Source organism: Microcoleus anatoxicus (assembly GCF_042465725.1).
Taxonomy (GTDB): Bacteria; Cyanobacteriota; Cyanobacteriia; order Cyanobacteriales; family Microcoleaceae; genus Microcoleus; species Microcoleus anatoxicus.
Window position 1 is genome coordinate 4,361,771 of sequence record NZ_CP120853.1, and the last position, 25,174, is coordinate 4,386,944.

Annotated in this window: 22 protein-coding genes; 8 read left to right on the forward strand and 14 right to left on the reverse strand. The window is 46.2% G+C overall.

The window, feature by feature from the left end; genetic code table 11:
* Nucleotides 1-97: 97 nt before the first annotated feature.
* Entirely contained in the window at nt 98-1,720 is a 1,623-nt protein-coding gene (locus P2A85_RS18950; protein ID WP_377474695.1) for a mechanosensitive ion channel family protein, read from the reverse strand.
* A 256-nt stretch (nt 1,721-1,976) separates the two neighbouring features.
* Here P2A85_RS18950 and P2A85_RS18955 point away from each other — a divergent pair, with 256 nt between their 5' ends.
* A complete protein-coding gene (locus tag P2A85_RS18955; protein WP_377474697.1) occupies nt 1,977-2,921 on the forward strand; it encodes a DMT family transporter in 945 nt (314 codons plus the stop codon).
* An 85-nt stretch (nt 2,922-3,006) separates the two neighbouring features.
* Entirely contained in the window at nt 3,007-3,972 is a 966-nt protein-coding gene (locus P2A85_RS18960) for a DMT family transporter (RefSeq protein WP_377474699.1), read from the forward strand.
* A gap of 45 nt (nt 3,973-4,017) precedes the next feature.
* Here the strand turns inward: P2A85_RS18960 and P2A85_RS18965 are convergent, their stop codons facing one another.
* The 3 genes from P2A85_RS18965 to rimI all read right to left on the reverse strand — a co-directional run bounded on the left by P2A85_RS18965 (nt 4,018) and on the right by rimI (nt 7,685).
* The gene (locus P2A85_RS18965) at nt 4,018-4,149 is read right to left on the reverse strand and encodes a hypothetical protein (RefSeq protein WP_377474701.1); all 132 of its coding nucleotides are present in this window, start codon (nt 4,147-4,149) and stop codon (nt 4,018-4,020) included.
* Nucleotides 4,150-4,601: 452 nt separating this feature from the next.
* Nucleotides 4,602-6,683 carry a histidine phosphatase family protein gene (locus tag P2A85_RS18970; protein ID WP_377474704.1) on the reverse strand — a complete coding sequence of 694 codons (2,082 nt, stop codon included), beginning with the start codon at nt 6,681-6,683 and terminating at the stop codon, nt 4,602-4,604.
* 306 nt (nt 6,684-6,989) lie between these two features.
* A complete protein-coding gene (rimI, locus tag P2A85_RS18975; RefSeq protein WP_377474706.1) occupies nt 6,990-7,685 on the reverse strand; it encodes a ribosomal protein S18-alanine N-acetyltransferase in 696 nt (231 codons plus the stop codon).
* A 111-nt stretch (nt 7,686-7,796) separates the two neighbouring features.
* Here rimI and lysA point away from each other — a divergent pair, with 111 nt between their 5' ends.
* From lysA to P2A85_RS18990, 3 genes are all read left to right on the forward strand, one after another.
* Entirely contained in the window at nt 7,797-9,215 is a 1,419-nt protein-coding gene (gene lysA, locus P2A85_RS18980) for a diaminopimelate decarboxylase (protein WP_377474708.1), read from the forward strand.
* 183 nt (nt 9,216-9,398) lie between these two features.
* A complete protein-coding gene (cdaA, locus tag P2A85_RS18985; RefSeq protein WP_377474710.1) occupies nt 9,399-10,319 on the forward strand; it encodes a diadenylate cyclase CdaA in 921 nt (306 codons plus the stop codon).
* Nucleotides 10,316-11,062, forward strand: a complete 747-nt coding sequence (locus P2A85_RS18990; protein WP_340522725.1) for an isoprenyl transferase — start codon at nt 10,316-10,318, stop codon at nt 11,060-11,062. The genes cdaA and P2A85_RS18990 overlap by 4 nt, the downstream gene beginning before the upstream one ends.
* Before the next feature lie 114 nt (nt 11,063-11,176).
* On the opposite strand, the gene P2A85_RS18995 is transcribed toward P2A85_RS18990, so the two are convergent.
* The gene (locus P2A85_RS18995; protein ID WP_332978070.1) at nt 11,177-11,449 is read right to left on the reverse strand and encodes a DUF3143 domain-containing protein; all 273 of its coding nucleotides are present in this window, start codon (nt 11,447-11,449) and stop codon (nt 11,177-11,179) included.
* 5 nt (nt 11,450-11,454) lie between these two features.
* Between P2A85_RS18995 and P2A85_RS19000 the strand changes: the two genes are divergently transcribed.
* On the forward strand, nt 11,455-11,643 hold the full coding sequence (locus P2A85_RS19000) for a hypothetical protein (RefSeq protein WP_377474713.1): 189 nt from the start codon (nt 11,455-11,457) through the stop codon (nt 11,641-11,643).
* Between the two features lie 17 nt (nt 11,644-11,660).
* On the opposite strand, the gene P2A85_RS19005 is transcribed toward P2A85_RS19000, so the two are convergent.
* From P2A85_RS19005 to P2A85_RS19030, 6 genes are all read right to left on the reverse strand, one after another.
* Nucleotides 11,661-12,140, reverse strand: coding sequence for a J domain-containing protein (locus P2A85_RS19005; RefSeq protein WP_371125193.1), 480 nt, complete (start codon nt 12,138-12,140; stop codon nt 11,661-11,663).
* Nucleotides 12,141-12,315: 175 nt separating this feature from the next.
* Nucleotides 12,316-13,176, reverse strand: coding sequence for an Rpn family recombination-promoting nuclease/putative transposase (locus P2A85_RS19010; RefSeq protein ID WP_377474715.1), 861 nt, complete (start codon nt 13,174-13,176; stop codon nt 12,316-12,318).
* 52 nt (nt 13,177-13,228) lie between these two features.
* Nucleotides 13,229-14,092, reverse strand: a complete 864-nt coding sequence (locus P2A85_RS19015; protein ID WP_377474717.1) for an Rpn family recombination-promoting nuclease/putative transposase — start codon at nt 14,090-14,092, stop codon at nt 13,229-13,231.
* A 44-nt stretch (nt 14,093-14,136) separates the two neighbouring features.
* Nucleotides 14,137-15,720, reverse strand: a complete 1,584-nt coding sequence (locus tag P2A85_RS19020; protein ID WP_377474719.1) for a chloride channel protein — start codon at nt 15,718-15,720, stop codon at nt 14,137-14,139.
* A gap of 260 nt (nt 15,721-15,980) precedes the next feature.
* Nucleotides 15,981-17,411 (reverse strand): hypothetical protein, encoded by a 1,431-nt coding sequence (locus P2A85_RS19025; protein ID WP_377474721.1) that lies wholly within the window; start codon nt 17,409-17,411, stop codon nt 15,981-15,983.
* 348 nt (nt 17,412-17,759) lie between these two features.
* Nucleotides 17,760-18,704: an aldo/keto reductase gene (locus P2A85_RS19030; RefSeq protein WP_377481578.1), complete on the reverse strand. Its 945-nt coding sequence runs from the start codon at nt 18,702-18,704 to the stop codon at nt 17,760-17,762.
* Between the two features lie 150 nt (nt 18,705-18,854).
* Between P2A85_RS19030 and P2A85_RS19035 the strand changes: the two genes are divergently transcribed.
* Both P2A85_RS19035 and P2A85_RS19040 read left to right on the forward strand, forming a co-directional pair.
* A complete protein-coding gene (locus P2A85_RS19035; protein ID WP_377474723.1) occupies nt 18,855-20,288 on the forward strand; it encodes a BCD family MFS transporter in 1,434 nt (477 codons plus the stop codon).
* A 146-nt stretch (nt 20,289-20,434) separates the two neighbouring features.
* Entirely contained in the window at nt 20,435-21,271 is an 837-nt protein-coding gene (locus P2A85_RS19040; RefSeq protein WP_377474726.1) for an inositol monophosphatase family protein, read from the forward strand.
* Between the two features lie 8 nt (nt 21,272-21,279).
* Here the strand turns inward: P2A85_RS19040 and P2A85_RS19045 are convergent, their stop codons facing one another.
* From P2A85_RS19045 to P2A85_RS19055, 3 genes are all read right to left on the reverse strand, one after another.
* A complete protein-coding gene (locus P2A85_RS19045) occupies nt 21,280-21,861 on the reverse strand; it encodes an NADPH-dependent FMN reductase (protein ID WP_340520284.1) in 582 nt (193 codons plus the stop codon).
* A gap of 643 nt (nt 21,862-22,504) precedes the next feature.
* Nucleotides 22,505-23,500, reverse strand: coding sequence for a hypothetical protein (locus P2A85_RS19050; RefSeq protein WP_377474728.1), 996 nt, complete (start codon nt 23,498-23,500; stop codon nt 22,505-22,507).
* Between the two features lie 220 nt (nt 23,501-23,720).
* On the reverse strand, nt 23,721-24,725 hold the full coding sequence (locus tag P2A85_RS19055; RefSeq protein ID WP_377474730.1) for an ADP-ribosylglycohydrolase family protein: 1,005 nt from the start codon (nt 24,723-24,725) through the stop codon (nt 23,721-23,723).
* Nucleotides 24,726-25,174 lie beyond the last annotated feature (449 nt).

Sequence of the window (25,174 nt, forward strand, 5' to 3'; positions counted from 1 at the left end):
AGTATTATCAGGTTTTCCGTTTCAGCGTAAGGGTTATAGCTGACGCACCCTACGCCACGAGTTACTGGTTTAAATGGAGAACAGCTGATTCGCCTACCTACTTAGACAAATACGACTGACGCAAATGCCAGACGATTTCACGCCGCATTTCGCTGAGAATCCGCTGTCCCCGTTCACAATGTTCTAGCTTGATGTCATCGACATAGAACCGCACCAGCGTCTCTCGCGTGTAATCTCCATTCAGGTCATTGATCCAGATTTTGGGGTCTTGCCATTCATTGCGTGAACTCTTGAAGTTTTCTCGCAACCATTCGCGAAAGCCTTCTACCAGATCGTCTAATCGCGTTTCTAACCCTTTGGGATTACTGATTGCCCAAAACAGCTTGTTGACTTTGATCTTCAACAAATCAATCTTCTGTTCCCACTCTTGCTTCAACATTTGCTGGTCTTCTTGAAATAGGTCAGGGTCTTTCAACCAGTATTGACACCAACGGCGTATCAGCCCAATCAACGTACTATCGGATACTGTTCCCGTAGCTTCACCGATCGAGCGTCTGCGACGGTCATGTCGATCGGACTTTTTTGATTCCATTCCAATCTTTTGACAAAGTTCCAGATAGTATGCTTGCACTGTTCGCCGCTCCTCTATATCTAATCCGCCCCTTTCTAATTGGGAGATGAGATCGGCTAGGTGCGCCAAACCCATTTCAATCTCAGCTAGTACAGTATTCACCTTAGACTCAGCTAACAAGCGTTGCCGTCCCGCCTCTCGCTTCTGTTGCGCTTTTACCCCTGGTATAGAGTAACCATAAAACTGGTCAATCAATTCTAACTTCTTGTGAATTTCGCCCATGGTATCGGGGTGCGCCAGCACGACTTTTTCAATCATGGAGATGGCTAGAGCCGGGGCAACATCTGCTTTGATGGGGATGGAGATCGTGTAGTAGTAATGATTGGTCGGACGGCTGAGGTTAATAATGTTCTGCCCTTCAAACGCGGCATTGGGGATGTAAATTTGTGAGTGCGTGTCAATGAGATACAGTTCGGTTAATCGCAGCCCAATGTGTTTGATCACACCTCTTTTACCGTTGGCTAGCTCAATCACATCCCCAAAGCGAAACGGTGTATCGATGAGCAAGACTAACCCACTGAAGAAGTTTGCCAGAATATCTTTTAGCGCAAACCCCAAGATAAAACTCAATCCTCCGATTGCAACTAACAAACCTTGGATGTCAACACCTAACGCTTGGAGAAACAGTAGTCCACCCACCAAGTAAACAATTAAAGGGAGAACATTTTGTAGGATGGGAGCGAGAACATCATCCCACATTGCCTCGGAGCCTTCGGCATACTGCCTAAAAGCATAGGTCACAACCTCGGCGATCAATTGAACTACCCAAAAGGCGACGACAAGGATAAGAAAAGCGGTCAAGCCTCGCTCGAACCAAGTAATGTAACTTGTAGGAGTGACAGATAGGTTCAGTAATGCCAGCTTCAAACCGCTCGCGAACACAATGAGTGTCAGCGGCGTTTCTGAGACGTTGAGTGCAACTAACGCCAGGTCGGAGGTAAATACACGGAAAACCCTCCGCAAAATACCAAACAGTAGGTAGAGAACAATAACGACAACACCAAGAATGCCGAAGTTAAGCAAAAATGCACCCCATCCTGGATCAGGAAAAATGGCTAACAGAAACGTATAACTGCTGATCGTCGTCATTTGGAAACCGACTCCATATATCCGTAAAGTATGTAAAAATGGTGCTTGACATAGTTTTAGATAAGTGTTAATTAATGAAAGGGATGCTCTTTCAAAAATAGAAATATAAAAAAACTAAAACAAGCATTTAGCTGCTGGATTTGCTAGAGAAAACTTCTAGATCGCCACGAAGCACAGTTGCTTCACAGTCGCCACGAAGCAGAGTTGCTTCACAGTCTATCATAAGTTTTTCTGTTTTATATTTGTTTCACCCCTGATGAATGAATCCAATAAAACGACGATGGCGATCGCCTCGTTACTTGTCGGTGTAGTCGCCATATCTTTTGGCTCTATCTTCATTAGATGGAGTGAAGCTGAACTCAGCCCCAATGCTACAATATTTAATCGCCTTTGGCTAGGTAGTGTCGTCTTCGGGCTGTGGCAAGGATACAAGGCGATACGTCAGAGACTTTCTGGTGACAAACCTGTTCAACAGCACTCATACACCAGTCAGGAGCTTTTGCTATTGCTGGGTGCTGGGATTTTTTTTGCTGCCACCTTATCCTTTGTAGCTTGGTCGCTGACTCAGACCAGCATCGCTATCTCGACAATCCTGCATAACCTCGCCCCGATATTTACCAGCTTAGGAGCGTGGTTGTTATTCGGTCAAGGCTTTAACCGCCAATTTCTGATTGGGATGGTCGTCGCCATTGGGGGAGCGATCGCCATTGAAATCGAGCAGATCCAAATCGCCACTGGTGAAGTCACAGGAGGCATAGCAGCCATCCTCTCTGCGGTTTTCTTGGGTGCATACCTGCTGGTGATAGAACAACTGAGAACCAAATTTGACCCCATCACAATTCAGTTGTGGGTTTGTGCGATCGCTACTTTCTCCATCTTGCCCATACTTGTGTTCACTGGCGATCGGCTTTTTCCTTCTTCAGTGAATGGGTGGCTGTTCGTCATTTTTCTCGCCCTCGTCTGCCAAGTTTTAGGTCAGGGACTTTTAACATATAGCGTTGCCCGGTTTTCCTCAGTGGTTGTCTCCTTAGTACATTTGTTAGAGCCAGTATTTAGCAGCATATTGGCTTGGGCAATATTTGGGGAAAAGTTAAGTTTCTCGAATGGGGTAGGTTTTGTCCTAGTTCTCATCGGTCTATACCTAGCCGTATCTAGCCAAGCTGCTGTCGATATCCGGCAAAATCAGCTAGAGAGCGGGTAGTCACCATTACTGTTTGTTTCAACGGTGAACAAGACTTGGCTCAAAAAATCAGCACAACTAGATGTCAACACATTTGTTAAAAAGTATGACAGCCAAACTGGAATTAGCAGAGCAACCGTTGTCCAGAACACCAACTTGGATCGCAACAGCTTCATTATTTGCCAGCCTAATCCCCCTATCTTTAGCACCAATCCTCGTCAAATTGTGCGAACGAGAAATAGGTTCAAATGCCGTAGCATTCCATCGTGGCTGGATCGCTACCATCGTCTTTGGGTTGTTGAGCGGACTTGAAGCTTTGGGCCGCCAAAAATCTGATAACCAACCCGTAGAACAGAAGCCTTTTACGAGACGAGAATTGGGGCTATTGGTAGCATTGGGAACTTTCGGAGCGACCTACTTCCTCCTGTGGTCTTTGGCGCTGACTCAAACCAACGTTGCCAACGTTACGTTATTTTGTGGTTTGAACCCACTGTTTGTCGGTTTGGGGGGGTGGTTGTTATTAGGTCGGAGCTATAATAGCAGATTCATTATTGGCATGATCATGGCACTGGGGGGAGCGATCGCTATTGGATTGGATGACGTCCAGTTCGCCACTAACCAAGTACAAGGTAATGCCCTCGCCTTGCTATCGGGGATTTGTTTTGCTGCGTATCTGATACTGCTAGAACTGCTACGAGAACGATTTACCACGGCAACCTTATTGCTGTGGCGCTGCGCCTTCACGACTATGTTGGCGTTTCCCGTCCTCGCACTCGCCGAAGAAACATTGTTTCCCCATTCCTGGATGGGGTGGTTTTTCGTAATTTTGCAAGCCATCTTGTGCCAAGTATTGGGTCAAGGACTTTTGGCTTACAGCCTCAGCAAACTGTCGTCAGGGTTCGTCGCCGTCACGCTGCTTTTCGAGCCAGTCCTTGCTTCAATCTTCGCTTGGGTAATTTTCTCTGAACGCTTGGGTTTCCTTGACTTGGTGGCGTTTGTCGTGATTTTATGCGGTATTTATGTAGCTCAATCGAGTCAATCTGCTGTTAAAGAAACCAGCGAGGTAGCGTAATTGATGCGCGATCGCTATGATTGTCACTTCGGGGACAGTATCAAACTAGGCAACAACTAAATCTGTAACTAATCGAGGCTCAAAAGGAGTAAATTCATCATCGATCGAAGATGTCGCTCTACCAGTGTTCAACTGTTGCTGGCGATCGCACTTCCACCATACAAGTCCAGGGAGCATCCCATTTTTGCAAATATATAGCAATCCTAAATCATTTGTGTAATTCTTGTAGGGGCAAACCCCCCGTGGTTGCCCTACGGACGGCTAGGGTAGGCACGATGACGGTTAGGGTAGGCACGATGACGGTTAGGGTAGGCACGGGGGCACTACCCCTACATATTTGTACAACTGATTTAGGATTGCTATATCCGTAGGGGCTCTGGCATTCCGGCAGTAAATCTCTGCTTTTAACTCATAAATTATCTGCCGGAATGCCAGAGGCATTGCCAAATTGGGATGCTCCCCAAGTCCAGTGCTAGCGGACTTGATATCTGTAGTTTACTACATAATTGAAGTGCGGAATGTGGGAATTCAAATATTAGTAGAACAATAACAGATAAAATCAGATATGCAGACAGAAATTTTGTAAATTTTGTCTGCTCCATTAGTACCATCTCGCCCGCGATCGCCACTTATGCTCCAACTGGGGATGCAATAGCAGAGACGACGTTCAGGTTTGCAACCAACCCATAGGTTGACACATACTCTTCTAACTCTGCTAAATCGACAGTGCCATTTTTATCGCTGTCAAGAATGTTGAACAGATAATCAGTGACGTAGCTTCTGATTTCTTCTGAGCTGCGTTCGCCTGTTGTCATATCTTCTATCAGTCCTAACAACTCCATAATCTCAGATCGATCGAGCGCCTTACTTCCATCCGTATCCAATTGCAGGAACAGCTTTTTAACATCTTCTGTTGCCACTCTCGAAGAGCGGAGTGTTTCTCTCAATATGTCATTGCCAAATGAATTCATGAACAATATCTGTTCGATGAGTGGGATACAGAAAAAGCCCAGTGATGCCCAAAAAACTGCATACTTGACATCCGCAGTAGTTGCACTAACACCGATGAAAAGAGCAGCCCACAGGAAAAAGTTTGGGTTCACAAGCAGGATATAAGCATCCCGAGCTTCTGCCTTACTTAGCTTGCCCTTTGTAAATACAGAGGTTAATGTAGCTGCTACGCGCATCGAGACAAAGACTAATGTTGCCAATGCAAGCTGTTGCAGACAAGCTAGCGATCGCGCTGTATCCGTTGAGGAAAATATATCGCTGAGGAATGTTGATGGAGTAAACTGAAACCCTGTTGCCAAGGCCATGAATGCCACAGCCAGCACGCCGATGAATTTCCAGTTCTTACTGTGGTGGTTTGATTCAACCGGAGATTTGTCACGCCAAAACTGGGCGATCGCACCCGGTATTGCCAGACCTAAAATTAGAATGATACCGAAAAAGATCAAACTGTCAACATTAATGGGTAAATTAGCAACCTTTAATGTCGCTAGCAGCGCCAGAGGCGCAACGATTGATAGCGTTCTTGACAACAGGGCTGAGGGATAAAGATTACCGCCCCAAAGCACGGATAAAACTGGGGAAGTCAGGGCTGGCGGAACCATCCAAAACAGCACCCACAAAACTTTGTACAAATCGGCTTCGCTTTGATACAAAAATCCCGAAAATATTAATAACAGCCCAATTATCCATCGCACTGCCATCCACCCGTAAACTAGATACTTCACAGTTGAAGTTACTTTGCGTTTACTCGCTGCAAAGTCAATGTCTAGGTAGGTATAAAACGTTGAGGCAGCCAGACACGCAACAATTATTGCTCGAAATAGCGCTGACGGAATCCCTCCTGCTGCGACGGTGATTGCCCCTACCAAACTTCCCAGTAAGAAGGCGGCGGCATAGATCAAAATCGCCCACATAATTGAGAGGTCGTTGAGTTCTTTTCGCAGGGCTGCTGTCCCACCCGATTCCTTGTCGCGAAACTTGACGAGTTCCACACCACTGAGAGCTTTACCATTGGGTAGTTTCAGGTGTTTATAAGCTGTCGGTGGTAAGCCACTTAAATAAAGTGCTAGAGGCTCCAATACATATTGGTGGCACACTACGAGAACAGTTTCTCCCCGTTCCAAGTGCGGTACAATTTTGTCTTCGTAGAAACGGGCAGCGCGAGAGTAAACTTGGGAAATCTTTTCGCCTGCTGGGGGTGCTTCGTTGTGTGAGTGCAACATTTCCTCGAAGCCTTCGTAGCCCAGGGCTAGACGCAGCAGATTTAGGTTGCGACCCGCAAAAATGCCAAAGGATTTTTCGCTAATTCGATGGTCGATTTGAACAGGGATATCGGGCGACTTTAGGGCTTGACTTTCAGCAAGGGCGATTTCACAGGTTTGCCGCGCCCGTCTCATGTGGGAGACATATACTGCATCAAACTTTGTACCTTTTTTCTTGAGGTCAACACCGGCACGGCGTGCCTGCAACCGGCCAAAGGAGGTGAGGTCAACATCCAGAACTCCGGCAAAAATGTTACGTTCGTTACTGGTACTTTCACCGTGACGAATGAAGTAAACACGTCCTAGTTCTTCTGCATTGAATTCTGTTTGTGAATTCGCAGAAGTTTCTGTGGCTGCATCCGGGAATGTATCGGCTGCTGCGATCGCTCCTTTTTCGGTACTTTCTTCTACCTGGTCATCTAAGTTCCTAGTATTCATGATAGACTCTAGCCTGAAACAGGATTTGGATTTTTTCTCAGCTTGAAGTTTCACAACTTCAAGTCAGATGATTTAAAGATATGGCGCACTATACCATGACACCAGGGTCTTTCACCGTGCTCAGTTATACAGGAGTTTTCAAGTTAGTGGGTATGCTAAACCGAGTTTGTGGAGTGTACTAGCTCAAGCTGAAATTTGCTGTAAATTTACAATTATCTCCTAAACCCGCCTCTACCAAATCTGGGTGATGCCTTTTTTTTACAAAAATTATTAATTAGAAGCACAATTTATCCCACTCACCAGCCTCTATAACTCGAAATTATCGATCGCCCAATGCCATTTTTTCTCATACAACCGATCGCACATCTGCACTTTCAGGGCCGCCAAATATTGCTGAAATTCCGGTTTTTCCAGGCCGCTGCGCCACATCACCAGAGCATCTTCTCCAGTGTCTTCGTAATATCGTTTCCGCCGTCCTGCTTCTTTAAAACCAAACTTTTTGTACAGAGAAACTGCGGCTAAATTCGAGTCCCGCACTTCCAAAGTTGCCCGTTCTAATTGTCTGTCACAAGCCGATTTTAGTAAAGCCAAAAGCAGAGCTTGTCCCAAGCCCTGACGTTGAAACTGAGGATGAATTGCCAACATGATAATGTGAGCTTCTTCTAAAATTGCCCACAAACAACCGATACCGATGAGAGTTGGGGGAACCTGTAGGGGCGGTGTCTCCGTGCCCGCCCGAATCTGTAGGGGCGGTGGATGGTGCGTGCCCGCCCGAATCTGTAGGGGCGGTGGATGGTGCGTGCCCGCCCGAACCTGTAGGGGCGGTGGATGGTGCGTGCCCGCCCCCTCCCATGTCCACAAACCTAATAAATCGCTGTTAGGACTCTCTAACTCGCGCCTGTAGCCTTCGATCGCCCAAATTCCTCCAAAACAGAGGCGATCGAGTTCTACGGCACTAGGCAGGTGTTCTGGGGTCAGAGGTTTAATTTCGAGAAAACGCACAGGGGATTTTAGATTTTAGAATTACTCAAAAGCATTAATCTGGGCGCTGATGACCCAATTGCTTGCGGTCAATTGTACACTGGGAAAGACTGTAAAGATAGTTATGGCGCGATGGTATTAACTCAATCGATCGGGGTAGAATCTGGACTCCAGTATCTGTCCGAGTCTCAACAACCCAGGGAAAGTCGATCGCCCAATCAAGAACTGTTACCACTGACAGCCAGTGTTAATAGTCGCGATCGTTTAGAAATAGGAGGCTGCGAGGTGACAGCTTTGGTGGAGCAATTTGGCTCGCCACTGTACATCTTAGATGAAGAAACACTGCGGGCGACCAGTCGCCAGTACCGAGAGGCTTTTGAAAAATTCTATCCGGGTTCTTCTCAAGTGCTCTATGCTTCTAAAGCTTGGAGTTGTTTGGCGGTTTGTGCGATCGCGGCTTCGGAAGGTTTAGGCATAGATGTGGTATCTTCTGGAGAAATTAAGACAGCACTACAAGCTGGTGTGAATCCCGACAAAATCTACTTTCACGGGAATAACAAATCCCGCACGGAAATCGAACTAGCTGTCACCAGTGGCTGCACCATCGTCGCAGACAATTGGTGGGATTTAAAGACTCTAGCAGAGTTGGGAAAATTGGGTGTCTCTCACAAAGCAGGTGAGCCGACACGAGTTATGGTTAGGTTTACCCCAGGAATTGAGTGTCACACTCACGATTACATTAAAACTGGTCAAATCGACAGTAAATTTGGCTTCGATCCCAACTCTCTGGGTGAAGTTTTTAAATTTATCAGCGAGGAGCCGTCGTTATCGTGCGTGGGACTACACGCTCACATCGGCTCTCAGATTTTTGAAGTGCAACCCCATCATGATTTAGCCGAAGTCATAATTGAGGCCTTGACAAAAGCACGTAGTTATGATTTGCCAGCGACAGAAATTAATATTGGCGGCGGGTTGGGCATTCGCTATACTGAAACGGACGATCCTCCTAGCATTCAAGATTGGGCACAGACAATTTGCTCCGCAGTGGTAGCAGCTTGCGATCGACACCAATTGCCATGGCCTAAATTGCTTTGCGAACCAGGGCGATCGCTCGTGGGCACAGCCTGCGTCACAGCTTATACCGTGGGATCTGAAAAAGTCATTCCGGGAGTGCGGACGTATTTATCAGTGGATGGCGGTATGTCGGACAATCCACGTCCAATTACCTACCAATCAGTTTATCGAGTTCTCGCAGCCAACAAAATGTCTGCTCCCTTAACGGAAACAGTGACAGTTGCTGGCAAACACTGCGAATCAGGCGATATTGTGATTAAAGATGCTAAATTGCCAAAGTGTCAGGCGGGAGATATTCTCGTGGTTACGGCTACAGGGGCATACAATTATAGCATGGCTTCTAACTACAACCGAGTTCCCAGACCGGCGGCGGTTTTGGTGAGAAATGGTGAAGTTAATACGATCGTACAGCGGGAAACAGACGAGGATTTGCTAAGGTTCGATCGTCTTCCTGAAAGACTCGGTGTTAAAAAGTAAAAAGCAAAAAGTAAAAAGTAAAAAGTAAAAAGAAAGATAATTAAAAAGGAATTTTTGACTATCGTCTTTTAAATTTTGATTTTTTGCTTGTTCAGTAACGCGATTGGAATAACAACTGTTCATGGTTCACGGGTTCGAGTGCATCAGAGTTCGCGGTTCACAGGCGGTAAGGTTCGATGAACCATGAACAATCAACAATCTGGCTATGACTTTGGCCTTATTCAGTCCTTATTGATTCAGGCGATCGATATTGGATTGGTATTTGCTCTTGCGTATTTGGTGCTCGTCATTGTTGGGGAGCGCCGGACGCTGTGGATGGTACGGGGATTTATTATTTTGATGCTGGCGGCGGCGCTGAGCAACTGGGCTGGATTGAGACTGTTGCACGTTGCCCTCAACAGCTTGGTGACAGGTTCGGCTGTAGCAATGGCGGTAATATTGCAGTCAGAATTTCGCCGATTTCTGGAACAATTGGGTCGGGGGGAAATTAGACAATTGTTTGGACGCGATCGCCGACCTACTCCCGAACCGGATAGCGTAATAGATGAAATTGTGGACGCAGTAAAAGAACTTTCGCAAAACCGCACGGGCGCTTTACTAATTGTAGAAACAGATGCTCCGATCGACGATCGGGATTTTTCGGTGCCGGGAGTGAAGCTGAATGCAGAAGTGTCTAAGGAATTGTTGCAGACGATTTTTCAACCACAAACTTTGCTCCACGATGGGGCTGTTTTGATTAGAGCTTCGCGGATTGTGTCGGCGGGGGTAATTTTGCCCCTGTCCGATCGCAGCGCGTCGCGACAGTTGGGAACCCGCCACCGGGCGGCGATGGGAATTACCGAACGGGTGCAAGCTTGCGTGTGCGTGGTGGTGTCTGAGGAAACGGGTTCTATTTCTTTAGCCTTTATGGGAACTTTAAATCGACCTTTGACAAGCAACAAATTGAAAGAGTTGCTGGAGGCGAAGTTGTTTCCGTCGGAGGGAGAAAGAACTGTCACCCCAATTCCGATCCGTCATCTCGGACGCCAGATAGGATTGAAGGGATGGACACTTTTAAAGCAGATACTGCGCCGTTCGTCATCGGCTAATCGGGAGAAAAAATGAGTCAAGGAATTTGCTTGCAAGAACTGCCGGAGGATCTGGAACAAGAACGGCTGCCTAAGCACATAGCGGTGATTATGGACGGGAACGGTCGCTGGGCAAAGAATAAGGGGTTGCCGAGGATTGCGGGCCACCGTCGAGGGGCTAGCGTGCTCAAGGAATTGCTGCGCTGTTGCAAAGATTGGGGAATTCCAGCTTTGACGGCCTATGCTTTTTCGACGGAAAATTGGGGCCGGCCGGCCGGGGAGGTGGATTTTTTAATGAGTCTGTTTGAGGGAAAGTTGCGACAAGAATTGCGGGAAATGGTGGACGAGGACGTGCAAATCCAATTTATGGGGAATTTGCAGGCTTTGCCCATGTCTTTGCAGGCGGAAATTGAGCGTTCGGTGGCTGCAACTCAACATAATCAGGGAATTCGGTTTACGGTGGCGACGAATTACGGGGGGCGTCAAGAGATTGTGCAGGCCTGTAGGGCGATCGCGACTCAGGTTCAGGAGGGCAAGTTGCAGCCTTCTGAGATTGATGAGGTTTTATTTAAACGCTATTTGTATACTGCTGATGTTTGTGACCCGGATTTGTTGATTCGGACGAGTGGGGAAATGCGATTGAGCAATTTTCTGTTGTGGCAAATGGCGTATTCGGAAATTTATATTACTGAGACGCTATGGCCGGATTTCGATCGATCGGAGTTTCACCGTGCTTTGTCTACTTATCAGAAACGCAGCCGCCGATTTGGCAAAGTGTAAGGATTTTAGATTGTAGATTTGGGATTTGAGATTTAAGATTTTAGATTTAAGATTGGGGAATTTTTTACATTCACCGACAATCCATCAATCCCAAATCGCCAATCTAAAATCGAATCATGGCCCTGAAAAAACTGCTGCTTCGATATCCTGACGGGAGAGAGAGTATTTGAAGAAGCGCTGAATATCTTGGCCGTCGTTTCCCGCATTGATGTAGCGGATGGTGAGTTGGTCGATGTCGAGGGACAGTTCTGCTTTCCATGCAGGTCGATCGATGTTCCAGCAGTGGAGTTCCCGCAGGTTTTGCTCGCAGCCACGGCTTTTTAGCCACTGCTCGATTTCTGGGAGTGGATGGTTGTACAAAGGGGTGTCAGCCGAAGGAAGAGTCATAAGGAATGGGGAATGGGGAATGGGGAATGGGGAATGGGGAATGGGGAATGGGGAATGGGGAATGGGGAATGGGGAATGGGGAATGGGGAATGGGGAATGGGGAATGGGGAATGGGGAATGGGGAATTGGGCAACCGCCCTGGCCCCAAGGGGGGAATGAGGGAGGGAATTGGGAAAACAGTGGTTAATTTTTAATTTAGAACTTTTAGTTGTCAATTACCACGAATTAGCCCGATCGCGATCGCCAGCATCAAACATCCGATTAAAGTAGCCCCCATGATAAACAGGGCGAATATTTCTCCTGGAGAAAGGGGGCGATCCGTGGGATCGAGGTAAGCCGAGTTGAAATTTTTTTCCCGCGATTGGGAAACCGGAGTGTTGAAACCAGGGGGCTGCTGGATCGTATTCATCCGAGAATAGCCGATTTTGAGGTCGTAGGCGAGGCGACGTTCTGGGTTGCTGAGGGTGGCGTAGGCGTTGTTAAGCTGCTGAAATTTGGCGGTAGCGACTGTGGGTGGCAAGTCGGTGGTATCGGGATGGTAGAGTTTACTCAGTTCCCGGTACGATCGCCGAATTTCGATGGCGGATGCGGAAGGATGCAGCCCTAATAAGCCGTAGTAACTAGAACCCAAGGGGGCTTTTCCTGGCATTTTCTGACTTGTGCTGTTGGCTTTTGCCTCGTTCGGAGTCACCGAGAGCGCCTCTGGGCTTGTGGTTGATAATTTTTGATTATTTTAGCCCAGAGTTGAGGGTTGCGCCACTGTTATAGCAGTCGCCAAGCCGCTTTGGTCATTGAGCGGAGTCGAAATGTCCACTTCGACTACGCTCTGTTACCGAAATATCCTAATCGCCTTGGCGGTTGCTAAACTATGAATCGCCCCGCAAACTCTGCACATCCTCAACGCTAAGCCCGGTAACTTGGCCGATCGTGGCATTATCTAGCTGTGAAAGTAACTGTTGGGCGATCGCCAACTTCTCTTCTCGCTTGCCTTGTTCTATGCCTTGTTCTATGCCTTCCTGAACTGCCTTAATAATCGCCCCCTGTTGGTCATAAATAAACTGTTCTCTTCTGTCCAAATCTTCCAATTCCTCGCGGCTTAATCTGGCTTGATTTGCAATATCAAAAGCTTGATGTATTTCCGGTATACTATCCATTGTTTCTGGGACTGATGTCAAACTTCTGGCATTTTTCATGAAATAAATCCATTTATCTGCCAGAGTTTCCAGTTGGTCTTCTTGTTTAGTAAATTTCGGTAACTCTACAAACACTAAATCCAGGTCGTTTTCGGGATAAGTAAAATTTTTATTTACTTCTTTTAACACAAATCTAGAACTAAAATCCTCACTCTCAGGAAACATTTCAAAGTCAGTAATTGTTAAAGCAATCACTGGCTTCAACAGTCGATAACCTTGGGCTGCTTGTAATTGGAAAGCATAAGTCTTAGCTGCATTGTAAAAAACACGCTTCCCAAAAGACTGGACGTTAAGTACCTGCATTTCAATAATTACTAAAGTGCCATTATTGAGCTGGGCTTTGACATCCAGATAACTATCTTTTAATCCTTCTACTTTTGGGGGCAGATTTGGATTGATAATTTCTAAGTCTTGAATGGTGGAATTTCCTTCATAAATGAGAGCATTCAGAAAGCTGATTAGAATATCTTTGCTTTCTGATGAACCGAATATTTTTTTGAAAGCGTAATCGGTTTTTGGGTTGATAAATATCATAATTGGAATGTAGTAGGTTAATAATTAAATCAGTTTATCCTGGCAGGAAGGGCTAGGAATCGCCCGATCGCAAATTGCGTACATCCTCAACGCTAAGCCCTGTAGTTTGGCTGATGGTTCGATCGTCTAGCCGTGAAAGCAACTGTTGGGCGATTGCGATCGCCTTTTCTCGCATCCCTTGTTCTATGCCTTGTTCTATGCCTTCCTGAACAGCTTTAATAATCGCCCCCTGTTGGTCATAAATAAACTGTTCTCTTCTGTCCAAATCTTCCAATTCCTCGCGGCTTAACCGGGCTTGATTTGCAATATCAAAAGCTTGATGTATTTCCGGTATACTATCCATTGTTTCTGGGACTGATGTCAAACTTCTGGCATTTTTCATGAAATAAATCCATTTATCTGCTAAGGTTTCTAGTTCCTCCAGTTCTTTGGTAAATTTCGGCAACTCTACAAACACTAAATCCAGGTCGTTTTCGGGATAAGTAAAATTTTTATCAACCTCTTTGTACACAAATCTCGAAATCAATTCTTCGCTGTTAGGAAACATTTCAAAGTCAGTAATTGTTAAAGCAATCACTGGCTTCAACAGTCGGTATCCTTGGGCTGCTTGTAATTGAAATGCGTAAGTTTTTGCTGCATTGTAAAAAACCCGCTTCCCAAAAGACTGGACGTTGAGCACTTGCATTTCAATAATTACTAAAGTCCCATTATTGAGCTTGGCTTTGACATCCAGATAACTATCTTTTAATCCTTCTACTTTTGGGGGCAGATTTGGGTTGATTATTTCTAAGTCTTCAATGGTAGGATTTCCTTCATAAATAAGAGCGTTAAGAAAGCTGATTAGAATATCTTTGCTTTCTGAGGAACCGAAGATTTTTTTGAAGGCGTAATCGGTTTTTGGGTTGATAAATATCATAGTTTGAATTAGGTGGTAGAGGTAACATTAGTATTTTATCTCTGTCAAACTGCTGATTTTGTTTCAGGTGATAGCTTGATATTTTCCGGCAAATGTGCATTAGCCATAGCCAACACAGGCTCATCACTGTGGTGTTCCTCATCGATCGGAATTTGGCAAGAAATCAGTTCGGTGACAATGCGATCGCCCAGAGCATCTTCCCAATCCTGCAACTGTTCCCTTGCCTTAATCGGTGTATTCACGGCAACATCTACGCCCATTTGCTGAAGGTTGAGGCTGTGGGCTTGCGATCGACGATTAACACACTCCACCAGCCAAACACTCAATCCGACTGCTGCCATCAAAGGCAAAACAATCCGGTAATCTCTAGTCAATTCAAACATCAACAGAATGGCTGTCAAAGGCGCTCTAGCACTACCGGCGAGCACAGCAGCCATTCCCACCATGGCATAAGCAGGAGGTGCAGCAACGCGATCGGCCAAGGCCGGCACCATCGTCAAAAAGATGCCATAAGCCGAACCCAGGGAAGCACCCAAAAACATCGCCGGAGCAAAAATGCCACCAACCAAACCGCTACCCAAGCTAATTGCTGTCACCGCGAGTTTCACAAACAACAACAGCAGCAACAAAGGCAAAGAAAACTCAACATCTTGAAGCATGGCTTGAACAGTTTCGTAACCAACCCCCAAAACTTGAGGTAGCACCAAAGCTACTAAACCAACGCAAGCACCACCGATAATTGGGTGAATCGGCCTCGGCACTCGTCCCAGCCAACCAAATCCCAGGACTTTCCCGTGAAAACAACGTTCTGCCAATTGAATGGCCTCGGTGTAGGCTAGGGAGACACCACTAGCCAAAACCCCTAATCCCATATAAAAAGGCAATTCTAAGGGACTACGCACATCGTAGACAGGCAAAGCAAAAGCAGGCTGAGCGCCCAAACAAATTTGAGCTAAAAGCGCCGAAACTACCGCAGCCAGCAAAACAACGCTGACTGAGGAGGTGGCGAAAGTGCTGCCGAGAACGACTTCTAGAGCAAAGAATACTCCAGCGATGGGAGCGTTAAAACCGGCAGATAAACCGGCGGCCGCACCAGCACCCAGGAGCAAGCGCTGCCTTTCTGGGGAAAGTTGCAAAACTTGAGCCAGCAGCATTCCAAAGTTGGCACCGATTTCGACGCTGGGGGCTTCTGGGCCCAGGGAAGCGCCGGTGCCTAGGGAAACGGAGGCGGCCACCATTTTAGTGATGGGTTTGAGGGGGGAGAGTTCTTGCAAGCCGCGAGTGGCGGCGATGAGGGAAGACATATTGGGGCCAAAATCCCGAAACCTCCAGCGCATTAAGCCGATGACGAGTCCGCCAAGGGTGGGAATGCAGGCTAGTGTCCAAGGCCCTGAAGAGGAAATTACCCCCATGAAGTCTTCCAGCATCAGGGTGTGGATCAGATGGATCAGATAGTGAAAAGTGATGACACCCGCACCAGTGACTCCCCCGATGACTAGGGAGAGGATGAGTAGGAGGGTTTCGGGACTGGGGTGCAAGCGGTTGAATATCGGGCTCAGCAGAGAAGCATCGGGAGTTTTTGCGGTTGGGCCGGGCGGCTCCAAGTCTACAGAATGGAGGAGTCTCATTTAGGGATTAATTCTTCTGTAAGAATTTAGATAAATATTACATTTTATTTCTTATTTTAATTTTGAGCGATTTTATGGGAATTGACAAGTTAATTAAGAGTGATTTTAGAGAGGATTTTTTGTGGTGGTGGCTTGGTGGGAAAGGGACTTAACAGAGGATCTGCTAATTTGAGTTGAAGATTGTATGCCTCACTACATTTAATCTTTCAGGAATTGGACAAGAAGGTGGCTTGAGTATATTTACGCATTTAGACAGTTGTTTAGATTGGTTGTTGAGTTGGCGGAATTCTTGGTTTCGGTTTGCCGATCGACATTAGCGGATCGCCCATAGTTGTAATTTTCCAGGGAGCCGATTGTAACTGTCGCGCTGCGATTAAAAAGGGAGCCGATCGCAAAAGTCGCTCCACGATTAATTTCGGCGGAATAAATGCCGATAAAAAAGGTTCATTAACACTGCCAACATAGGCATAAGCGCCATTTTCTAACCACCGTCCAGCAACGGTGTTTTTATCATCTGGTGCTGCGGCAGACCAACTGTGTATCATGTGCACAACTGCGGGGAATTTGAGTTGTGGGATGTCTTTTACTAAAGCATCGCCGTTGCCAACTTGGAATGAATTTGGATAGCCTTTGGAATTCATCAAAATTAAGTCAAATTCCCAGGGTTTTGATGCCAAACTTCGCCATTTATTGAGGCTAGATTCTGGTTTTTCAACTAATTCTACTTCTAAATATAGTGTTTTTAATCCGCTAGCTGCTGAGTTCATTTCATATTTTGCCCAACTTCCTTCCTGGGGGTAACTATCATAAAGCAGGGCTGTTTGAACATCGAGAAATATGGAACACATGACTTGATAAATCGATCGCACTGAGGCACCGTAAATCCAGCCGGCGACAGCCCAGCGATCGCCGTTGGGGTGACGCCCCAAACCGTCAGTAACGGCTAATTGTTCGTCTGGTTGGTCTGGGGATTGATATTTGACTGCTAATTGGCGTACCATGGTCAAAGTGTCGATCGCATCGCCGAGTTGAGCATAAACATATCCAGTAGATTCGACTGCTGTGGTAACTGCGGTTTGCAGAGTTTGCCACTGTTGCTGATTGAGAGTATCATTAGGCTTTCCGAAGTTACCTTCTAAAAATACTAAAGGTTGACCGCGGGCGGCGGCTAAGGCGACTGCTGCTGTCCTTGCTGGATCGTTTTCAGATGTGATTACTACTCCTGGCGGTTCCCAGCCCAACTCCATCCATTTCGCTTTTAAAGTTTGAGAATCTGTGCAATTCCAGGCTGCTGCTGATGCTTTCAGCATCAATTGTTGAAGTTTTTGAGTTTTTGGCAGTTGCTGTTTGATGCTGGGTAAACGGACTATTTCATCGGCTTGGAAGCGATGGAGAAACATGGGCGTATATTTGTTATCTTCGATCAGAATTGGCCAATGTCCTTTGAGGTTCCATTTTTGGATGGCTGCTAAGAATGTGGCTTCGTCTGGTACTAAAACTATGCGGTTAACAATGGGTATGTTGTCGCGAAGGATGTTGACTCGGAGTCCTGTTTGAACTGGCCAGGGTTCTTTTGTGGCCGATGGGGGCAGTTCAAAGGGTTTTTTGAGGGAGCTACAAGCCGTTAATGTATGTGATAAGCATAGCAATAGTGCGATCGCCAGTGATTGAAATTTTAACGGTTTTTTCATAAAAATAAATCAGTAGTCAGCAGTCATGAGTCATATCAATTCCGGTTGTATCGGAATGATTTAACCGCGAAGGCGCTAAGGACGCGAAGGAAGAGAAGAGAGGATTTTATATCAGCGTAAGAAGGAAGAGTAAAAAAAATGAACTGGGGTGCATCTGTGTTTGGCAAATATATTCCTAGGGGCGAAGCCTGACGGCAGAAAATTTATTAGTGATAACCAGAGATTTATAACCGGAATGCTTCGCCCTTACCAAATCGGGATGCTCCCATGAACTGTAGGTTAGGTAGAGGGAATTCAAACCGAACCTACAGTGAACAGTTAACCGTCATCAGTCAAAAGTCAACTGATTTATTCTTGCCAAGGACGAGTCATTAATTCTAGTTGGTTGACTTCATCTTGGCTCAAAGTCCAGCCTAATGCACCGGCATTTTCTGCGGCTTGTTTTGCTGTTTTTGCGCCGGGAATGGGGATGACTCCCTTTTTAGCGATTAGCCAGTTGAGGGCTACTTGGGCTGGGGTTCGATCGCGCTTTTTGCCCATTTTTCGCAGAGTGGACATGACTAATTCGATGTTTGTGAGGCCTGTTTTGCTGAAGCGCGAGTCAAATTTACGGGCACCTGTAGGTTGTTGTTCGGCACTATATTTGCCTGTGAGTAATCCTTGGGCTAAGGGACTATAAGCTAAAATTGTGACTCCTAATTCGCGGGCTGTGCTGACAATTCCTTGTTTTTCTACTTGTCGCGATAGCAAGGAGTAACGGACTTGATTTGTGGCTAAAGGAACGCCTCTATTTGCTAAGATTTTGTGGGCTTCGCGCATTTGTTCTACTGTGTAGTTGCTGACTCCGACTGCTTGGATTCTGCCTTGTTTGACTTCATCCGCTAAGGCGTTCATTAGGGTTTCTTGACTCAGTAAAAATGAGAATGGCCAGTGTACTTGGTAGAGGGCTATTTGTTCTACTTGCAAGCGTTTTAAGCTAGCACTCAAGGCTTCGGAAACTGATTTTCCGGTGATGCGCCAAGGTACGGGACCGAATTTTGTGGCTACTTGTACTGGTTGGCTGGTTTTTTTGATAAACTGCCCTAGTAATTCTTCAGACAAGCCGTTACCGTAGACTTCGGCGGTGTCGAAGAAGTTGACTCCGGCGTCTAGGGATGTTTTGAATGCTGCTTCTACTTCTGCCGGGCCGTAGTTGCTGCCATAATTCCAAAATAGCTTATCCCCCCAAGCCCAAGTTCCGACGCACAGGGGAATGACGGCGGGGCCGTTTTGTCCTAGGGTAATGGTTGTCACGGTTGGTAAATCCACAGTTATTGATTCTCTTTATTTTTATATGAATTTATACGAATAATCCGATTTCAGCTTCTAGCTTGGGAAAGAATCGGGACGAGTTGCGATATCTCAGGTACGATAAATCCAAATGTTGTATTTATTTGAATAGTTATGTCGATCGACGGTTTACCAGATTCAAGATTAACAGATTCGGCCACTGCTGCGATCAAAAGAGTTAACCTGCTGACTATGTTCCGCCTGGGCTTGTTTCAGATGGGCTTGGGTATGATGTCGATTTTGACCCTGGGGGTGCTCAATCGGGTGATGATTAAGGAGTTGGCGATTCCGGCTACTGTGGTGGCTGCTACTCTGGCTATGCACCAGTTTGTCGCCCCGGCTAGGGTGTGGTTTGGACAAATGTCTGATGCTAAGCCTTTGTTTGGCCATCACCGCACTGGTTATGTGTGGCTGGGTGGGTTTTTGTTTGTGATTTCGGCTTTTTTGGCGGTGCAGGTGATGTGGCGCTTGGGCGATAGTTTGCAGGCTGTGGGATGGACTACTCCTACCTATGGTTGGGTGGGTTTGTTGGGTTTGATTTTTGCAGTTTATGGTATTGCGATTTGTTCGAGTTCGACTCCTTTTGCTGCTTTGTTGGTGGATGTTTCGGATGAGGAAGATAGATCCAAGTTGGTTGGTGTTGTGTGGTCGATGTTGATGGTTGGTATTATTATTGGGGCGATTGTTAGCAGCGGTTTGCTTAAACAAATTGATGGGGATGTCCCACGGGAGGTTTTGCAGGCTTCGATTAATGGTTTGTTTGTCAAGGTGCCGGCGCTGGTTTTGTTTTTGGTGGGGGTTTCTACTTTTGGGGTTGAGAAAAATTATTCGCGCTATGGATTGCGATCGTCGGCAGTTAATCGAGAAGATAAGATTACTCTGGGAAGTGCGTTGCGGATTTTGACTGCTAGTCGCCAAACGGGTTTATTTTTTACTTTCCTATTGATTATGACAATTTGTTTGTTTATGCAGGATGCGGTTTTGGAACCTTATGGCGGGGAGATTTTTAAGATGCCAATTTCAGAAACTACGCGGTTGAATGCTATTTATGGTACTGGTGTGCTGTTTGGTTTAAGTGCCACGGGTTTTTTGATTGTGCCGCGAATTGGTAAGCAAAATACGATTAGGTTGGGCTGTTTGTCGGTGGCGGTTTGTTTTGGTTTAATTATTTTATCGGGATTTACTGGTAATCCGATGTTGTTTAAGTTGGCTTTAATGTTGTTTGGGCTGGCTTCGGGTATTACGACGACGGGGGCTTTGAGTTTGATGTTGGATTTGACTGCGGCGGAAACTGCGGGGACTTTTATTGGGGCTTGGGGTTTGTCTCAGGCTATGGCGCGGGGTGTCGCGACGGTTAGCGGTGGTGCTATTTTGGATTTTGGCAGGAGTTTGTTTGGGGTGCCGATGCTGGCTTATGGGTTGGTGTTTATGGTGCCGGCTCTGGGTATGGTGGTGGCTGTTTGGCTGTTGGGAAGGGTTGATGTGCAGGAGTTTCAGGATAATGCTAAAAGTGCGATCGCCACAATTCTCGAAAATGAACTAGACTAAGGTTTGGCTGTTGGCTGTTGGCTGTTGGCTGTTGGCTGTAGTAACAAATAACCCATAACCCTTCGACTTCGCTCAGGGCGACGCCAATAACAAATCACCAATAACCCTTCGACTACGCTCAGGGCACCGCAAATAACGAATAACTAATGAAAGATTTTTGGGATTCTATTTTAAGTTTTGCACAAGATACTGTCGATCGCGTTGGACAGCAGTTGTTACAAGATTTTGGTACGACGCAAGCCGATGAGAAGGATGACGGGAGTTTGGTGACGCAATCTGATAATTGGGCGGATGCGGAGATTAGAAGTGCGATCGCCTCTACTTTTCCCAGTCATGGTATCTTGAGCGAGGAGGGAGAACACGTTTTCCCTGATACTGAATGGTGTTGGATTGTTGACCCTGTAGATGCTACCACTAATTTTGCTAGGGGAATTCCAATTTGGGGTATTTCTCTGGGTTTATTGTATCGCGGAACTCCGGTTTTTGGCTGCGTACATTTGCCACCATTGAGTCAAACTTTTCATGGTTTTTTTGCAGGAGATTTTGTCGAGAAAAATCTATTGACAGATATCCCACAAGGTGCTTTTTTAAATGGGAAGCCCATTCGTCCCACTGCGGATAAAATGAGTGGTAATCATTTGTTTAATTTGTGTTCCCGTAGTGTGGGAATTGGGCCTCATCTTCCCAGCAAAGTACGGATGTTGGGAATGGCTACTTATAATTTTTTGACTGTGGCTTCGGGTGCGGTTTTGGGAGGTGTGGAAGCTACTCCGAAAATTTGGGATATTGCTGGGAGTTGGGTAATCGTTAAAGCTGCGGGTGCGGTTTGGCTACCGCTGGATTCCAAGGCAATTTTTCCCCTGGAAGTGGGGAAAAATTACGCTAGGGTTTCTTATCCGACTTTGGTGATGAATCGGCAGGAGTTGGTGTCGATATTTTTGCCTTTTGTGGAGGCTTGGAAGCAGAAAAAATTGGGAAATTAAATACTCTTTTACGCGCTTAGTTTTGCCAATATTCCAGCAAGTTTACCACCCAGATGTTGTACGGCTTCCTGTTGTTTGGCATCTTTCAGGGTACCATCAGGATTAAATGCTTGAAAAGCTTGGGGAATTGCTTTTTGATCGGGAATCACCATGACGTTAATATTCTCCAAAAGCGATCGCAAATTAGCCAATCCCCGCATACCTCCTAAACCTCCGGGAGAAGCGCTCATAATGGCTGCTACTTTATTGTTGAAAGCAGCCAGCCCTGCTTCTGAGGGCTGCGGGCGAGATGCCCAATCGATCGCATTTTTGAGCACTGCGGTAATGGAACTGTTGTATTCTGGGGAAGCAATCAAAAGTCCTTGATGTGCTATCATCAATTCTTTGAATTTCAGAACATTGTCAGGAAGTCCTTCAGCGGCTTCTAAGTCTTCATCAAATAGGGGCATTGGGAAATCTCGCAAATCTATATAGGTGACTTCTGCCCCTGCGTTTCTAGCCCCAGTCGCTGCTACTTTGACCAGCATTTTGTTATAAGATGCTGTCCGGGTACTTCCGGCAAATGCGAGAATTTTTGGTGGATTGCTCACGGGTAGTTCTTAATGGTTTAGTTGACTAAATGTAATATATTGTGGCATGATTGTATCATAACATAGCAAATAACCAATAACAAATAACCAATAACAACTAACAACTAATATAAAAAAAACCGGGCTGGTGTGACGGAGGAGTCTCCCACACCAGCCGTGGGGTTTGTAGTAAAAATAACCGACCGATGACCGATAAGTAAAGTGTGCCTTGGTGAATGCAGTTTCTGCAATCTGCGATCGGGCTATTTAATTTTGCCCGATCGGGTGATGCGGTGTGTGGGACATTGGTATAGGGTGAGGCGATCGCTGTAAATCAGTTGTCGCTCAACTATAGTAGATTGAGGTTGTAGAGCATAATATCCAATCCGGTACTATCTGAATTATTCATCTCTCTATTCTCTCACTCTGTGTCCTCTGTGTTCTCTGCGGTTAAATCATTCCGATGTAGCCGGAAACGATATAATTCACCGATCGCACCGATCGCCCAAACCCCCCATAATTCAGCCCAAACAACCAAATATAGGAATCGCCTTAACAGCCTTGGCGATTCCTATACCAGAGCCCCCACTTCTTAAAGAAGTCGGGGCTCCCTAGCAACCGTCTTGGCTGTTGCTATATTTGCCACAAATTAAACACAGTAGTTTCAATCCGGTGGTACTGAATTTTCTTCCCTTGAACCTCCCTCAGTTAATGTTGACGCAGCCTGAGATTTTTCTCCGATAATTTCATGATTTTTATCCTCCAATGAATTCGACTGTTTATCCCCTTTAATTTCAGATTGCCGATTTTTCAACTTAACTTTACCAGCCGAACTTTTAGCCTGAATTTTCTCGCCCACACCTTTAGTCTTAACTTCCCCTTTAGCACCTTTTGACTTAACATTAACTCCAAAACCTTGAGATTTATTGCCTTTAGCCGCAGGGGATTTTTCTTCCGTTGCAGGCTTCTTAAACTCCTCGTCTAACTGGTCTAGAATTTCCTCTTGTTCGGGAGTATGTTTCGCTGCTTCCTCTAAATTTCGGGGATTGTATTCATCAACCAACCGGGCTAACAATTCCGAAATTGACATTCCGGCTGCGGCTGCTTTTTTAGATAAAAGAGCGTAGGTGTCGGTTTTAATCTTAATTTGTTTGAGCCGCAGTTCGGGATTGTTATCAACCGTTTCGCTAATAGTAACTGCGGTAATCTTTTCCTTTGGCACTACATCCACAACTTCTTGCCATTTATCCTCCAAAGGACAGTCGCCATATTGGTCAGTGACTGCGTGTTTAAACAAGGGGACAACCTGAGCAACGCAGCTAGGTAAAATCTCAAATCCGGCTTTAATTAAGCGGAGACAAATTCCCGCTGCTTTGATGATTTGCGTACAGTAAAAATACTGCCTACCTAATGCTTGTTCGCAATATTTTTTAAAGGTTTTGAACTGGTCTTTATACAATCGCAATCTGCGGATTGCATCCAGCATGATTCCTTGGCGCACGTAGTCTAGGAATCCCCTTTTTATTTCGCCAGTTAGGTATTCTAAATCGTGAAAAGGTGATTGATTCTGGATTTCTTCTTCAAAGTCTAGAAGCGGGCCTGCAAAGTGAAAGTTGAAGGCGACATCGCCTACATAAAAGTTGTCAGTAGATGTGGGCATAATCGGCAATAGTTCTAGGAAGTGAAGAATATCACAGAATTAGTGCGATCGCCAAGCACAGAAAAGTCTTTGTCTTAATGTTTAATACTTTGATACAATGTTGATTTTGGCTTTAAGGGCTATCCAGGTTTTACCTAACCACTTAAGCCCACCAAATAGTGACTGATATCAAATCCGATCGCGATCGCACTTGCAATAAGTCTTAACTTGTTAGAAGCCGTTAAAACTTCATTTTCAACTGGTAACAACTGTCAGCCAGTTGCATCAGTTCGCCCAGGCCCCAAGTCTCTTGATCGTTCAAAAGTTTCGCTAGTTGATTCGGGATGGCTTCTAGACCCAGAAATGCCCCGCTGATGGCACAAGCCATTGCTGCGGTGGTATCCACATCGCCACCGACGGCGATGCTAGTACACAGAGTCTCCCAGTAATCTTGAGGGGTTCTCAAAAACGCATATAAACTCCACAAGACGCTACCTACGACAAAGGGTGAAATTCCTTGCCAAGAATGCTGGTAGTTTAACGGTAGTCCAGCTTTAGAAATCAGCTCTACCGCTGACTCTGGGGGCAATTTGACCCACTCAATCAAATCTTTCAGCAAAGCGGCAAAGGAAGAATCAACTTCTGCTACCCATTCGCTCAGTTGACCGAGAAATGGCTCAGCTTCAATAGTTGCAGATTGAAGGGCGATCGCCACAGCTCCGGCGATCGCCACAGCACCCGCAGAACACCGCGAGTCTTGATGGGTGATGCGCCCTTGATCGCAAGCAGCTTGTATAAGCTGGGACGGGCGATCGTAGAACATTAGGCCGATCGGTGCAGCCCTCATGGCACTGCCATTACCAGCACTGGGAGGAGGAGCACCAGCTTCTTGCCAAGCAACGCCCCGAATCAGGCGGTTTGCAGCTTCTTCAGTCGATCGACCGCGCCCGACAATGCGCTCTTGAGCGAAAATGTCAGCAATACGAGTCGCGTAGTCGCTGGGGTCGAATTCGCCACAACTGAGGTAGCTTTGGAGGAGTTCGCGGGCGAGTTGGGAATCGTCGGTGTATTGACCAAAAGGGAAGCCGAATCGATCGCGATCTTTAATTTTTTTAAGTCTAACTTCGTAGGTGACAAAGTTTTGGCAAACTTCGGGAGGATAGCCTTCTACTCTACAGCCTACAGCGTCTCCGAGGCACTGACCGACCAAGCAGCCTCTAAATTGTTCTAGACGCGGTACAATCATAAAAAACACTCGGTAAGTGGGAAACTCAGTGGCTTGAGCCTAGAGAGGAAAACGACGCGGCGATTTCAATCGCCTTGAATCCCCTTGCGAGGGAGAGGGGTATGGTTGCCCCTCCGTGGAGATATGGTTGTCTCCAGCCCTTTCGGGTAATGTTAGCTTGTCGGTCAAAGTTATCAGGGCTTGTTAGGTTTGCAGCACTGCCTCAGTGACTTTAAGGCTGTTTAACTGCAAGCGACAGAGCAGGAGACTAGCTTCGCATCCACAGGGTGTCGTGACCAAAATAACGTAGTCAGTGAAGACTTAGGCTGGTCAGTACAGCTTGCTCGATTTCTCTTACAAGCTCAGTCCCTTTAGGGCTGAGTTACTGACTTATCTGGCTTTAAGTAGGTCTATCTAATCTTATGTTAAATCCCCGACTTTTTTAACAAGTCTGGAATCTGCGTCAATCC